Source organism: Pseudarthrobacter oxydans, from assembly GCF_034258515.1.
GTDB lineage: Bacteria > Actinomycetota > Actinomycetes > Actinomycetales > Micrococcaceae > Arthrobacter.
In genome coordinates this window covers 2,903,004-2,916,841 of record NZ_CP139438.1, presented here as the reverse complement: position 1 = coordinate 2,916,841, position 13,838 = coordinate 2,903,004, and the positions used below count along the sequence as shown (strand labels likewise).

The 13,838-nt window shown below is 62.1% G+C and carries 9 protein-coding genes; 4 read left to right on the top strand and 5 right to left on the bottom strand.

All coding sequences use genetic code 11. From position 1 onward, the window contains the following. Window positions 1-89: 89 nt before the first annotated feature. Entirely contained in the window at window positions 90-338 is a 249-nt protein-coding gene (locus tag SMD14_RS13225; RefSeq protein WP_015937605.1) for a WhiB family transcriptional regulator, read from the bottom strand. Window positions 339-568: 230 nt separating this feature from the next. Here SMD14_RS13225 and SMD14_RS13220 point away from each other — a divergent pair, with 230 nt between their 5' ends. Then, a complete protein-coding gene (locus tag SMD14_RS13220; RefSeq protein WP_370460663.1) occupies window positions 569-1,057 on the top strand; it encodes a hypothetical protein in 489 nt (162 codons plus the stop codon). A 22-nt stretch (window positions 1,058-1,079) separates the two neighbouring features. Here the strand turns inward: SMD14_RS13220 and SMD14_RS13215 are convergent, their stop codons facing one another. After that, window positions 1,080-5,141, bottom strand: coding sequence for an FtsK/SpoIIIE domain-containing protein (locus SMD14_RS13215; RefSeq protein WP_321213934.1), 4,062 nt, complete (start codon window positions 5,139-5,141; stop codon window positions 1,080-1,082). A 188-nt stretch (window positions 5,142-5,329) separates the two neighbouring features. On the opposite strand from SMD14_RS13215, the gene glf reads away from it, so the two are divergent. Both glf and SMD14_RS13205 read left to right on the top strand, forming a co-directional pair. Next, entirely contained in the window at window positions 5,330-6,517 is a 1,188-nt protein-coding gene (gene glf / locus SMD14_RS13210; protein WP_321213933.1) for a UDP-galactopyranose mutase, read from the top strand. Then, a complete protein-coding gene (locus SMD14_RS13205) occupies window positions 6,514-8,538 on the top strand; it encodes a glycosyltransferase (RefSeq protein ID WP_321213932.1) in 2,025 nt (674 codons plus the stop codon). The genes glf and SMD14_RS13205 overlap by 4 nt, the downstream gene beginning before the upstream one ends. Window positions 8,539-8,553: 15 nt before the next feature. Here the strand turns inward: SMD14_RS13205 and SMD14_RS13200 are convergent, their stop codons facing one another. Further along, window positions 8,554-9,990, bottom strand: coding sequence for a DUF2142 domain-containing protein (locus SMD14_RS13200; RefSeq protein ID WP_321213931.1), 1,437 nt, complete (start codon window positions 9,988-9,990; stop codon window positions 8,554-8,556). Between the two features lie 224 nt (window positions 9,991-10,214). Here SMD14_RS13200 and SMD14_RS13195 point away from each other — a divergent pair, with 224 nt between their 5' ends. Continuing rightward, window positions 10,215-10,694 carry a GtrA family protein gene (locus SMD14_RS13195; protein WP_231754890.1) on the top strand — a complete coding sequence of 160 codons (480 nt, stop codon included), beginning with the start codon at window positions 10,215-10,217 and terminating at the stop codon, window positions 10,692-10,694. A gap of 361 nt (window positions 10,695-11,055) precedes the next feature. Here SMD14_RS13195 and SMD14_RS13190 read toward each other — a convergent pair whose 3' ends face one another. Both SMD14_RS13190 and SMD14_RS13185 read right to left on the bottom strand, forming a co-directional pair. Further along, window positions 11,056-12,759, bottom strand: coding sequence for a DUF2142 domain-containing protein (locus SMD14_RS13190; RefSeq protein WP_321213930.1), 1,704 nt, complete (start codon window positions 12,757-12,759; stop codon window positions 11,056-11,058). Further along, on the bottom strand, window positions 12,756-13,823 hold the full coding sequence (locus SMD14_RS13185; protein WP_321213929.1) for a substrate-binding domain-containing protein: 1,068 nt from the start codon (window positions 13,821-13,823) through the stop codon (window positions 12,756-12,758). The genes SMD14_RS13190 and SMD14_RS13185 overlap by 4 nt, the downstream gene beginning before the upstream one ends. Between the last annotated feature and the right edge of the window lie 15 nt (window positions 13,824-13,838).

Sequence of the window (13,838 nt, the reverse complement as noted above, 5' to 3'; positions counted from 1 at the left end):
TACCGAGGAGGAACAACTGAAACAGCCCCGGCTGCAAGCCTTGGAAGGTTGCAGCCGGGGCTGTTTGTGCTTGGAGGTTTCCGGTGGAATCAGGAAGCGCGGCGGGCGCGGGCAGCGCGGCGCTTCAGCGCCCGGCGCTCGTCTTCGCTCATGCCGCCCCAGACGCCGGCGTCCTGGCCGGACTCGAGGGCCCACTGCAGGCAGGTATCCACAACGGGGCACCGGCGGCAGACGCTCTTTGCTTCCTCGATCTGCAGGAGGGCAGGCCCGGTGTTCCCGACGGGGAAGAAGAGTTCAGGGTCCTTTTCGAGGCACGCTGCGCGGTTACGCCAATCCATGCTGATCAGTTGCTCCATTTCTGGGAAGAGCCCTTGTGAAATTATTCACTAGTAGCTACAAAGGAAAAGGGCCCGGCGGGGCCCCCTTGGTCATCTGAATCAAGCCTGTCATGTTAACGCTGTGTAAACAAGGGGTAATAACGCTTGATATCCCCCGAAAGCTGAGCGATACATCACACCGGCGCTGCTGGCCCTCACCACTGTCCGACTATGTCCGGTAGGGTGCCAGTGTGTCAAGACCCCCGGTAAACCCAGCAGAGCCCCCTTCACCCGCACCGGACCCCGGCCAGGGCCGAAACGGCCAGCACGATAAGGGCCCGAGTGGCCGGCCCGCGGCGGTGCTTGTGGTGGCCCTGGTAGTGGCCGCGGAGGCCACTGCCCTCCTGGTCGCGGCGGGGTGGTACGGCTACCAGTTGCTGGCAGGGAGCCCTGTCCTGTCATTCTGGGGAGCTGTGTTCACCCTTGTACTCCTGCTTGCCTTCTCCGCCTGGCTGTATGCGGTGGCCCTCTTCCTGAACCGTGGCTTCCGCTGGACCCGGGCTGCTGCCCTTGTAGCGCAGCTGTTCGTTCTGACCATCGGATTTCCAACGGTCAGCAGCGGCCTCCTGCTTGCCGGGCTGGCTATGCTGGTTCCGGCCGTCACTGCCATCGTCCTTCTGTTCCAAAGCAAGGTGATCAGTTATGCGTCGCGCACCGGTGGGGGGACGCCGGCACTCTAGCAGGTTCTGCCGCCCGGTCCTTTTATTCCATCCCCGCCCAGGCAACCTGGACCGGGGAGGACCGCCCCCGGGATATCAGCATCCCCCTGCCCGCAGGGGGATCCGGCTCGATGTCGAACCGGACCCCGAACAGGTCGCCCTCCGAAGCGGACCGCGGAGACAGCAGGAGTCCCCGTCCGGCGGCCCGGCAATCCATGACCAACGGAACGCGCTGAAGCAGCAAGGGACTGTAATTTGCGGTCAGGACCACAGGGTGGCCGAGGGCGTGCAACTCAGTCAGGTCCTGTAAGGCGCCGGCAGGCAAGAGGTCAATGTCGTCTGCCAGCAGCACCGCCGTCCTCGGCAGTTCCCCCTCCCTGGCCTTGGCCAGCGAACACTTCCAGAATTCCTCCGGATCCGTGCCGCCGTCCGGGCAGGTCCACCGGCCCGCGGCCGGGTTCAGAGCCTGCAGGGTACGCAGGACGTTCGTCTTTCCCGAACCGGCTCCACCGAGGACGGCGAAGACGCCTCCGGCCGGAATCCGAACGGTGACAGGTTGAAGTTCATCGCCACCAAGGCCCAGGAGCAGGTCCCGCGAGTGGGCGTCGCCGTCACTCTGGCGTGGTCCCTTCCCGTTCGCGAGCGGCGCTTCGGGAACCGTCGCTCCGACGTCATCCATCCTGGCAGCCAAAGCCTCAACCTCCGAGACTGATACCAGGGAGGGAAGCGGCTCAACCCGGAAAGGCCGGGTCCCCGCCGCAACGACTTCGTTCGGGCTGGTGCCGTCCTGCGCTGCACTGGCCGAAGCGGGTTCGAAGAGCTGGCAGACGGCTGCTGGGCCGCCGACGATCGGCCCGAAGGCCGCGCCCCTGCCTTTGACCGGGGCCGTGGAAGGCATCTTTGGCCATGCCATTCGGCTGTCCTCATTGGAGCCTGCGGGGAAGTAGATGCGGTTGGGAAGTGATCCGCAGAACCGGGCCGTAACCAGTTCCCTCTCACCGGAGATGAGGACCGTGATTCCGGCGTTGGCGCCGTCGCGGACCAGATCCTGGACAAGGTCTTCGGCCCAGGCCAGCGGTCCTGCCCGAAAAGCCGATACCCAGGACCCCCAGCCGGAGATCACAAGGACAAGCGGAACGCAGCTGTCAGCCCGGTTCAGGCGGCTGGCCAGTTCCTGGGCCAGCCGTTCAAGTATGCGGACGGCACGCCGCAGCTCGTGCAGCCCTGCGTGGGCCCCCGTCCGGGTGTGCGCGGCCAGGCCGAGGAAGGATCCGCCGGCGTCCAGGAAATAACAGTGTGATTCCGCTGTATGACCGGCCACTTCACGGGCGGCCAGGTCAAGGGCCTCCGCCGCGCCGGACGTCGGACCTCCGACAAAGGCGAGGTGGCTGTCCTTTGCGGGTTTCCACAGCAGGGGCGTCACCTCTTGGCGCTCGGGCAAGTCCACCAGGCCCAGATCAATGGTCCACTGGCTGGTGCCATCCTTCGCCGTTGCCCCGGCGGTCAGGCCGCCACGGGATATCTTCCTTTGGGGCTGAGTGAGCTTCCGGGGCAGGGGAGGGGCAACCGGCGGCCGTGGTGCTGCCCCTGCCTGTGAGGCCCAAAGATTTCGAACAAGCGAGACGAGTGGAGCTGCTGCTTCTGCCGGTGTCAGGTCTGCGGTGCCGGCGGTGGCCGCGGTGTCTTCTCCCACGGCCTCCAGATACTCCGTGGCGAGCTGTACGTCCGTGTCTTCGACTGCCATGGCACGGCACGCTCCAGTTGCTGCCGCCTGGAATTCCTCCGGCTCCTCCATGCCGCGGGCGATAAAGGCACGCCCCGGAGTTGCCAGCCTGATGCCGGCCGCCGCCGCGGTCCTGATGACGTCGTGGGACTCCATCTCCGACTGGACGCGAAGCGCAATGCTGGACGTGACGTTGGCGCGGATGTCGGCGGTCAGCGCTCCCTGGGGACGCTGGGTTGCCATGACGAGGTGCAGACCGAGCGAGCGCCCGATGGAAGCGATCCGCATGAGTTCGCGGATTACCTCTGGAGCGTCGTCCACGAGCATCCGAAACTCGTCGATGACGATGACCAGATGGGGAAGGGGACAACTAAGGGATGCGCGTGTGGAACGGTAGGCGGTGAGGTCCGGAACCCGGGCAGCGGCGAGGGCTTCCTCCCGGACCCTGATTTCCGCCCGAAGTGATGCGAGGGTCCGTTCGAGTTCGTGGGTGGACAGGTCCGTCAGGACGCCGACGCAGTGGACCAGGCCCGCCAGCGGACCCAGGCCCGATCCGCCTTTGAAATCGACAAAGAGGAAATTGACCCTGTCCGGGGGGTGGGTGAGCGCCAGCGCCAGCGCCAGGCTTCGGAGCAGTTCCGATTTGCCCGAGCCTGTGGTTCCCGCCACCAGCAGGTGGGGACCGTCATTCAGCAGGTCAAGAAGTTGAGGCCCCGTTGCTCCGAGTCCCAGCGGAACGCCTAGACCGCGGACGCCGGCGCTCGCAGCCCAGCGGGCAGCAGTGTCTGCGGGAGTGATCGGCAGCAGTTCGTCCAGTGCGCAGGCAGACGGGACCGGGCGCTCCTGGCCCTCCGGCGGCCTCGGAGAGGCCGCTACCTGCCGACAGAAGCTGCTGAACACGTCCTCGGGTGCCAGGTCCGGGACGAACGCAATGCGGCGCCCCGTTTCCCGCAGGAACGACTGCCGCTCGGCGAGTACCACTTCGGGGACACCCGGAACGGTGTCAGGCTCACAAAACTGGAGCACTTGCCAGCCCAACCCTGCTGCCTTTTCCCGTAGTCCGTCCTCGTGCATGAGTGACGCTTCGATGGACAGGAGGACACCGTGATCATAGGTGGAGCCGAAGCCGTCCGCGAGTGCCTTCATGCCGGCACGCCGGGTTCCTGCGAGGGTCACGCCGGGAAGAAAGCGGGCAGGGAGCGGAAGACTTTCCAGCGGGCCGCAGATGATGATGCGGGTCCTGCTGCCACACGGGTAGCCTGCCAACTGCATGACGAGCGACCTGATCATCGCCTCCGCCACGGTCCGAGGCCCGCGGAACGTGGTGTTGGGGGGATCCGGATCCAGCAGCACGGGGACTTCCCCGACTGACGGAACAATGCGGGGCGCGGTCCCCGACTCGACTTTCAGACAGGCTTCCTGGGCCGCTTGCCCGAGGCGAAGCCACACCCTGCCGTTCCCCTCGGCCCGCGAAGGCGCAACCTGCCCGTGGCGGGCAGCCAGCATCAGCAGCGGGAGGGAGGGCCCCGCCCGCTGCCGCCGCTTCCGGTCCTCCTCCACTGCCGACTGGATCCGTTGTGCGAACTCGCGCGCCTGGCGGCGGCCCGTCGCCAGCGGGATGAGTACGGAGACTGCCGAGACGGCCGCGAAAGCAAGGAACATCCACATTCCTGTGAGGACCGCGAGTTCTATGCCGATGGCCAGGGGGAGCACTGCGGTGAGCAGAAGGATTCCGCGATTGCCGGACTCGGTGAGGCCTGGAACGGTGAGGGGCTCCTTAACTGACGTGCCGGCGTCGGCCAGTGCCTTGTCAGGCAGGTCCAGGAAGACGAGCGACATTGCCGTGTTGCCGCAGCGGATGGTGGAGTCAGTGGTGACGCGCGCATGGCGGACCCGTCCGCCGTCCACATAGGTGCCGTTGGCGCTCTCCAGATCAACGATCATGATGTCCTTCTCGGTGACCACCAGGCGGGCATGTTCGCGGGAGAGTTCAGGATCGGGAACCACGATGCGCGTATTGCTTCTGCCTATCGTGTAGGTGCCGCGCCTCAGGGGGACCAGGATGCCTGCTCCGGCGCCGGTGTGCACAGCCAGCGCGATGGGTGCAGCGGGATCAGGAGCCGGACTCCTCGGCCTTCTTCGGCTGGGGGGCTGGCTCCCGCCGTCGACCAGGATGGCGCCATTCACAAGGGGTGCTTTGCCGAGGCTCATGGAACACAGGTCATCCCCGCCGATAGAGACCGCCCCCGTGCCGAACCTCTCCACCAGCAGGGCGTGGATTTTTGCGCCGGAAGTGCCCGGTGGTGCCGTAATGGAAAGTTCCATGGGCGGCCCGGCCGGAAGCGCGTGGGGGCTGCGGACCAGTGTGCAGTGAAGTGTCATGGGCGTGAATCCTTCGGTGCCTTTGAATCCACGCTAGGCAATTGGCATGGTGTGGAACACGGCCTGAATCTTCTATGTGGACAAGTGGCAGGGGCATTCGATTCGACGGGGCCCGCTATCCCTCGGGTAGGCTAGAGCAGCAGACAATGCGCACAATTGCGCTGCCCGCATTCAATCCAGGAGATTTTGTGACCGCTGACCTCGTCATCGTAGGGTCCGGCTTTTTTGGCCTGACAATCGCAGAACAGGCCGCCACTGAGCTGGGCTTGAAGGTCGTCGTCATCGACCGCCGCCACCACATCGGCGGCAACGCCTACAGCGAAAAAGAAGAGCAGACCGGCATCGAGGTGCACCGCTACGGCGCCCACCTCTTCCACACATCCAACGAGCGGGTGTGGGAGTACGTCAACCGGTTCACGACCTTCACGAACTATGTCCACAAGGTCTATGGCGTGCATAAGGGGGAGGTCTTCTCACTCCCCATCAACCTGGCGACCATAAACCAGTTCTTCCGTGCCAACCTGACACCCGGCCAGGCGCGGGAACTCATTCAGGAGCAGGCCGGCGAGCTCGCCGGGACCGATCCGCAGAACCTCAATGACAAGGGCATCCAGCTGATCGGCCGTCCCCTGTACGAGGCCTTCATCAAGCACTACACCGGCAAGCAGTGGCAGACGGATCCCAAGGACCTGCCGGCCGGCATCATTTCGCGGCTCCCGGTGCGGTACAACTACGACAACCGGTACTTCAACGACAAGTACGAGGGCCTGCCCACGAACGGCTACACGGCGTGGATCGAAAAGATGGCGGAGCACCCGAACATCGAGGTCCGGCTCAACACCGATTTCTTCGATGAGTCGCATGAGTACAGCAAGAACAAGGTGGTCGGGAACATCCCGGTGATCTACACGGGCCCCGTGGACCGCTACTTCGACTTCGCTGAAGGTGACCTGTCCTGGCGCACCATCGACTTCGAGGAAGAAGTGCTGGACATGGAGGACTTCCAGGGCACCTCCGTTGTGAATTACAACGACGACGACGTCCCCTACACCCGGGTCATCGAGCCCCGCCACTTCCACCCCGAGCGTGACTACCAGACGGAAAAGACCGTCATCATGCGAGAGTTCTCACGTTTCGCCGAGAAGGGTGATGAGCCGTACTACCCGGTCAACACGTCCGCTGACCGGGAACGGCTCCTGAAATACCGCGACCTGGCGGCGGCCGAGAAGGACGTCCTCTTCGGCGGGCGTCTCGGGACGTACAAGTACCTGGACATGCACATGGCCATCGGTTCGGCACTGAGCATGTTTGACAACAAGATCCGGCCGCACTTCGAAAGCGGTGTAAAGCTAGAAAGCGGAGGCGTCGACGCATGACTGACACGCCGGGCTGGGCAACGCTCCAGAGGGTCATATTCCCTCCGGAATCAGGGGTGGACACCATGTCCCTCTATGCGGACGCCGGCCCGGCAAGCGGCGTTCGGATGCAGGAGAGCAACGAGTTTGCCCGGAATCCCAAGCCTCTTGGAGAGAGGCTGCACCTTGTTGGGGCAAGCCCGAAGGAGGTGCATTTCGATGACCTCGTGTCCCGTTATTCCATTCGTGTGCGTTCAGGCGAACAGCTTTCGCTCGGAACTTACTTCAATGCCTTCCCGGCCAGTTACTGGCGGCGATGGACCCATGTCAGGCAAATCCGGCTTGTCGTTGAGACCTCCGGACACGGTTCGGTCACCGTCTACAAATCGAATGCCCGCGGAACGATCCAGCGTGTTGAAGGCGCAAGGCTGGATGGCGACACGACGACGGCATTCGAGTTGTCCATCAAACCATTCGGTGATGGCGGTTGGTATTGGTTCGATCTGGCGTCGAGCCGCGGCGACCTCGTCCTAAAGCAGGCACGCTGGGAAGGGCCCCAGCCGCTGAGGTCCGGGGAGCGGGCGACGATCCAGATCACTACTATGGACAAGCCCGACTTCTGCCTCGCCAACATTCGCTCGCTCGTTGAGCATCCGGATGCCCTTGAACTGGCGAAGGAAGTTATCATCGTCGACCAAGGGTCACGAAAAGTGGCGCACCAGCCCGGATTCGCAGAGGTTGCGGAGCTCTTTGGCCCAAAACTCAGGGTGATCGACCAGGCCAACCTTGGGGGTTCAGGAGGTTTCGCGCGGGGAATGTACGAAGCTGTCGAAAACGGCAGCGACTACGTTCTCCTCCTGGACGATGACGTCGTCATGGAGCCGGAGAGCATCATGCGGATGATGGCTTTTTCCGGCAGATGCAAGAATCCCACCATCGTTGGTGGCCATATGTTCGACCTCTACAGCAGGAGCACCTTGTATTCGATGGGCGAGACCATCGACGCCCGCCGCTTCTCGCCAGGCCAGCCGCATCAGGATATGCAGATGCGGCACGACTTTGGCGTTTCCAACCTTCGGCAGACGCCATGGCTTCACCGCCGCGTCGACGTAGATTACAACGGTTGGTGGATGTGCCTGATCCCGACGTCCGTCATCCGGACGATTGGCCTGCCCCTGCCCGTGTTCATTAAGTGGGATGACTCCGAGTATGGTCTTCGGGCCAGAGCTGCCGGAATCCGGACGGTATCCCTTCCAGGGGCGGCACTCTGGCACATCTCCTGGATAGACAAAGACGACCTTGTGGGCTGGCAGGCCTACTTCCACAACCGTAACCGGCTCATTACCGCACTTCTCCATAGTCCCTATCCCAAAGGGGGCAACGTCCTTCGGGAATCTTTCCAGGAAGACGTCAAACATCTGGTATCCCTGCAGTACTTCACCGCGCACAATCGTTTGGCTGGAAGGGACGACCTCCTGACAGGTCCCGGGCACCTGCATCCCTCCCTGAGTACAAAGCTCGCGGAGATCAACGAACTCCGTGAGTCATACTCCGACGCAACGATGCGCGAGGACGTGGACGATTTTCCTGCGCCTGCACTGGGCGCCGGCCTCTCGGCCGCTGCCGATGTCCAAATGCCCGCCAAGAAGGACATGGTCCAGTGGGGTTTGACCATGGTGGCGCGGCAGCTGATGAAGCAGCCCCCGCCGGAATCGCTGGAACGCCCCCAGGCGTACCTCGCCCACCTTGATAATCGCTGGTTTCGGATAGCCCACTACGACTCCGTCGTAGTTTCAAACGCGGAGGGTACGGCCGCCTCCTGGTATAGGCGCGATCCGAAAAAGCTCAGGGCAATGCTGACACGGTCGGCCAGACAGCATGCACGACTGTACAAAGACTGGAATGCGCTGGCTGATAACTACAGGTCGGCGCTGCCGGCCCTTGTTTCGATGGAGGCCTGGCGCGCCACCTTCGATGCCGCCGCCCCGGCGCAGGGCCATAAAAATGACCCTGCCACCAGGAGCGCCGGCGCTTCTAAATGAATCTCCCGCCGCTCATCATCTGCTGAGCGGTGGCTGCAACGGGGCTATATGCTTCTGCCGTGCCTGTGCCGGCGGCGTAGTCAAGAGGCGGTAGAGGAAACTACCGCAGGTTGCCAACAGCAGGATGTAGATGACCGCGAGCACTTGCCAGGTACCTGGAGGCTGCCACAGCGGTTCAAACATCTCTGTCCAGTTGACGTGATCTTGAATCCCGATGGTGTAGCGGCGCAAGCCTTCCAGGAACACATAGGCGTGCGCCAATCCCCCAAGAACCAACCCCCAGCGGACCATGGACTTAGTCCAAGGCGTAATACGGAACGGCCGGAAGCGCGTTGCGACTCCAGCCGCCAAGATGAGGGTGACAACCATTGCCAGCGTGTATCTTCCCTGCCAAATCCAACCCAGCTGTTCGCTTGAGCTTGCTTGCAGGGCGGTTGGAACTGCGATAACGGTAACCGTCAGCAGCACCATGACCCAGCGCGCCCTGAGAGGGCGGGCCGTGTAGGCAAGGAACAACATGGCCCCAAACCCCAGGACCCAGGCGTAGAGAGCGGCCGGCGGCGGCAGAGTGTCGATCCACCCAAGGACACCTACGTACTCCACCATGAAGAAAACCGTTTTGTCGAGCATGGCAACAGCTGCACTCTCCGCAGGAATGGGGGCGCCCGCCAGCAGGCTTTCGAAGCTTTTCGCCGACACGACCCACCACAGTGCAAAAGCGCACGATACGCCGACGATGAGCAGCGCTACCTGGAATCTCCTTTGTGCCAGCGTGCGCAGAGAAGCATTGATGCCAAAACAGAGCACAGCGGCGGTCGCGGCAATTGCCAACCACAAGAGGGAAAGCGGACGGGTATGTGCGAGAACTGAGGCGGACAGGGTGAAGACAACTAAGAGCAGAGTGCTGAGCCTAACCTTGCTGGCCGTTTGCTCGGCGATGGCGCAAAGACTCGCGAATACGGCCCCCGTGGAGGCAATCTCCAGCGCATTCGGGTTGATCGAGCCGGTTAAGAAGAAGACAGCTGGTGTCAGTGCTATTGAAGCCGCGATGACTGGCCGGTGGAAACGACGCAAGGACGCGGTGGCTGCGAAGATTGCAGCCAGGAAGAATGCCACCATCCACGTACTGATCAGCCTCATGGCATATATCGCAGTTTCGCCGCTGAGGCCGCGGCTACCCAGGCCGACAATGCCGTAATACACAGGATTGTAGTTTCCGGCGGATGTCTTGCCGGTTCTCCATCCTCGATCGGAGGAGTCGATCGGAGTCGCGCAGTCAGCGGTTACGTTTGATTTTTGCGCGAAACATACATGTTGGTTAAGATCCGCGATGTAACCGGGCACTTGAACCATCAAGGGGGCACCTTGGACTCCGGAGCTGGTTCCCGACAGTTGTCCACGGGCTACTGCTGCCGCCTTGATGGTGTGAGCGGGTTCGTCAGGAATGGACATGAGGGGCGAAGCGAAACTCCATACGCTTCCGATGCATCCAAAGAGCAGCCAGGCAACTATGAGGACTCGGAAGGATGAGGGGGCGGGTCGGTGGGTCTTTAGGTGGTTGAACTTGGCTAACAGGGGAGGGAGCGTCGAATGTGGCATGATAGCTTTAAGCGTACTTGGAGGCTGGCTGTCAAGAGGCTGAACACTCCGTTCCACTGGAGAGGATCAACCCCACGATGCGAATTCCCGGTTCTGGCATGCCGTCATCCAATAAATCTTCCGCCGAGGCAGCTCCTCCTGTGCCACGCCTTGCTATGGTCCTTTACCGGCATCCCGTAGTCAGATTTCTGGCGGTTGGTGGTCTTTCATTTGCGCTTGATCTGGGACTGCTGGCGGTGCTTCACGAAGGGTTCGGCGTAGACCTTTGGATTGCCACGCCCATTGCGTTCGTCGTTAGCCTGGTTTTCAATTTTCTGCTCCAGCGAGTATTCACTTTCCAGGCAACGAACAAGGGAAGCGTCAGCGCAGCAAAGTACCTGCTCCTGGTTCTACTGAACATCGTCGTAAGTGATGTGATAGTTACCGGTTTTGATGCTCTTGGCTGGTCGTATGTTTTGGGCAAGACCACTGCAACGACTCTCACCACGGTTTGGAACTATTTCCTCTACCGGCACTGGATCTTCCGGCGTGAACCGCAGGACGTGGAAACGAACTAGTTCTCTGCCCGGTAGGGGGCTTCCGGGGGGCAACTCGGGCAACAGACAGCCCGGACGAACGACGCCAAACCCTGAAGGGCCTGCTCCCGGGCACCTTTCATTCCGCAGTGAGCAGGCCCTGCGGCCAGCCGAACACATCCAAGCCCGGGCCAACGGTCCAGCACGATCGACGGTGTGACCACATCCAGTGCCCCGTTCTGAAGGGGCAGGGAGGGCTATGGCGCCGCCCAGGCTGGGTGGAACGCTTCGGCCACGCCCGGGCTTTACACATGTGCATAGCCAAAACAGCCTCCGGCCCTCGTTGTGAGTGCCGGAGGCTTGAAGCGTACGCATCACGGCCCTGCCGTGCGGCACCTTCGAATTACATGGACGGTTCCCGCGGCGCCCTGGAGACTTCGGGCTCGGGGGAAACGGGGTGGGAGGCCCCGGATGCGGAAATAAGGTCTGCCGCAGCGTTCCGCTCCGCGTGGGCGGTGGCTCCCGAAGTGGAGAGCCGGCCCGGCCTTCCAGCTCTCACCGAGCGAGCTATCAAAGGCTGCCCGGTGAAGAGGTAGCGGAACAGGATCAGGCCCGCGAGCGCGGTTATAAGAAGGTAAGCGATGGTCAAGGGGAGCCAACCGAACGGCGGCTGCCAGTCAGGCGAAGAGAAAAGCGTCTGCCAATTGGCGATCTCACTAATGCCTACAACGTAGCGCCTCAAGACATATGCGAAGGTCAAGGTGTGGCAGAAAACAATGAGCCAGAACATGATCCGCGAAACGTGTAAGGCAACGGGGCCGTCCGGGAATCTGAGTTTCCTCAGCCCAAGACCTACGCTGACGAATAGGACCACAACAAGGGGAAGCGTGTAGCGTCCTTGCCAGATGAACCCCATCCCACGCCATAGCGCGGTCTGCAGCAGCGCAGGAACCAGGTAGAGCATTGCGAGGGCAACCCAGTATCCGGTCCAGTTGCGAAGCGGCCGGACACAGAAAGGGATCAGCAGGCCGGCGATCATCAATCCGCCCCAAACCAGCGTCACCAGTTCGGGTGCAGGGGTGTCGAGCCATCCCATGGTTCCGATGTACTGCGGGAAGAAATCGTACGTCCGGTCGAGCATAATCATGAAACCGCGGTACAGGGGGGCGTCGGGATGTGGATTGGCAATTCCCTCTGGCGCCACGCCGACGTTTGCTGGCCCGTTAGCTGCCAGGTACATCCAAACTAACCCCAACAATGCCCCTGGAACGGCCAAACCCACGGCAGCGAGCACCCGCCTGTCCTTAAAGACGGTGACAGTGCGCCGGAACCGGAAAGAGCAGACACCGACGATCAGGGCGCAGAGAAGCCATATCAACGATATTTGCCGGGCGTTTGCGAGTGCCACCGTGGACGCGGCAACAGTGGCCAGCGCGGGGATCACACGTCTTGTGTCCCGCCAGTTGTCGAGGATCACCACGAACCCCGCGAATGCTGCCATGGTGGCCGCAATCTCCAAGGAGTTCGGGTTGATGCCCCCGCCAAGGAACAGGATCATCGGAGTCATTGTCAGGGCCGCAACCAAGACGGGGTACTTCGGACGCCTCAGTTCGGTCAGTGCGGTGAAGCCGGCTGCAAAGAAAGCGGCACAGAGTAGAGCGCTTACCAGCCGCATGGCATAGAGCGCCGGGGCGCCGGACATCAGTAGTGATGGCAACCCGACAACAAAGTAGTACATCGGGTTATAGGAGCCTGCAGAGGTCACAGCAATGTTTGTGAAGGTGTCGTCGGCATAAATGGGAGCTGTGCAATCGGCAGCCTGAGCCCGGTTGAACTTGTAGCAGCTTTGGGCGTGGAGGCTCGCAATATAGTTGGGTACACGTACGTGGACGCCGTGGCCGAACGAGGTACCTTCCTCCACCAGGATCTGGCCGCGAACTACAGCTGCGGCCTTAATGGTATGCGCGGGCTCGTCTGGAGAGCCCATGAGGGGGGTGGCGGCCGACCACAATCCGAACAGCAGAAAGAACAGTGCCGTGAGAAGACCGAAAGTAGGCAGTGGTCGGGGCAACCCACGTCGTCGAACATTTCGGAAAAGCAGGGTCATTGTCCGTCTCCAATGGTGCTGATGAGTGCCAGTCCTTCGCTTGCGGCTTTTTTGCTAGGTGACATGACAAACGCGAATGCGTTGGCGTTCTTCTGGGCATCGCTGCCAAAGACATTTTCGCTGAACGAGCGGCCCAGCCGGCTCAGGGCCGGTTCCGAGTACTCCCTGCAGACGTGCAGGTAAATGACAGTGCCCAGGGCATATCCGGAGCGCCCATCCAACGATTGGACGACTGAGGTTGATGAGGCTTCTACATCGCCCGTACTGACAGCGTCTACCACCGAGGAGGCTTGCAGCCTCCGGGGCTTCCCGTCAAACATCAGTTGGGCTGCAGTAAACCTGTTGCCGATAATGCTTCCATCGAGAATGGAGAGGCCACCATTCGTATCGTCAAGTTTGTCCGCAAGAGCCAGCGGCGGCGACGACGACTGCCCGACTACGTCGGCTGGCCAGCGGTCTTCATGCTCGGGATCCCAATCGGTGCCTGTCCGCTCACTGATGTAGTTGTTGACGGGCCGCACTGTATCCGACGGCCCTTCCGGAACAAGAACAGTGATTGCCAGGTCCGGCAACGCAATTCCAGGGTTCAGCTCAGCCAGCCTCGAATCGTTCCATCGCGTGATTTCCCCGCGCAGTATGGCTGCGAGGGTTCGAGGGTCCAGCACAAGGTCATTTACGCCTTTGATCTTGACCGCAACACCTACCGGCAGGACTCCGGCTGCCAGCGATAATGCGCCCTTATCAGTGCACATACCGCGCACCGCTTCAGCCTCCCGCTCAGGCAGCGGAGCAGAAGTGATTGCAAAGTGCGCTTGTCCGTCCTGGAACGCCTTGAGCCCCGCCGCGGAACCATCGGGCGAGAAGCTGACCGAAGTGCCCTTGACCGCGCTGCCCCATGCCAAACCCCAAGCGCTGACGGCTCCCTGCCCGGCGTTGCTGCCGATGCCGGTAAGAGCGCCCTGGATGGTTCCGGGGGGAGTGGTGGAGCACGAGGTTAGGGTGAAGAGCCCCGACAGTAAAGCGGCGGCCAGGAGACGGGATGTTCGGCGGGAAACAGGAATCACCTGTCCAGCCTAATG

What these genes read in the sequence shown, in the direction of transcription:
- SMD14_RS13225 (WP_015937605.1), bottom strand. Translation starts at nt 338, where the DNA reads ATGGATTGGCGTAACCGCGCAGCGTGCCTCGAAAAGGACCCTGAACTC.
- SMD14_RS13215 (WP_321213934.1), bottom strand. Translation starts at nt 5,141, where the DNA reads ATGACACTTCACTGCACACTGGTCCGCAGCCCCCACGCGCTTCCGGCC.
- SMD14_RS13205 (WP_321213932.1), top strand. Translation starts at nt 6,514, where the DNA reads ATGACTGACACGCCGGGCTGGGCAACGCTCCAGAGGGTCATATTCCCT.
- SMD14_RS13200 (WP_321213931.1), bottom strand. Translation starts at nt 9,990, where the DNA reads ATGTCCATTCCTGACGAACCCGCTCACACCATCAAGGCGGCAGCAGTA.
- SMD14_RS13195 (WP_231754890.1), top strand. Translation starts at nt 10,215, where the DNA reads ATGCGAATTCCCGGTTCTGGCATGCCGTCATCCAATAAATCTTCCGCC.
- SMD14_RS13190 (WP_321213930.1), bottom strand. Translation starts at nt 12,759, where the DNA reads ATGACCCTGCTTTTCCGAAATGTTCGACGACGTGGGTTGCCCCGACCA.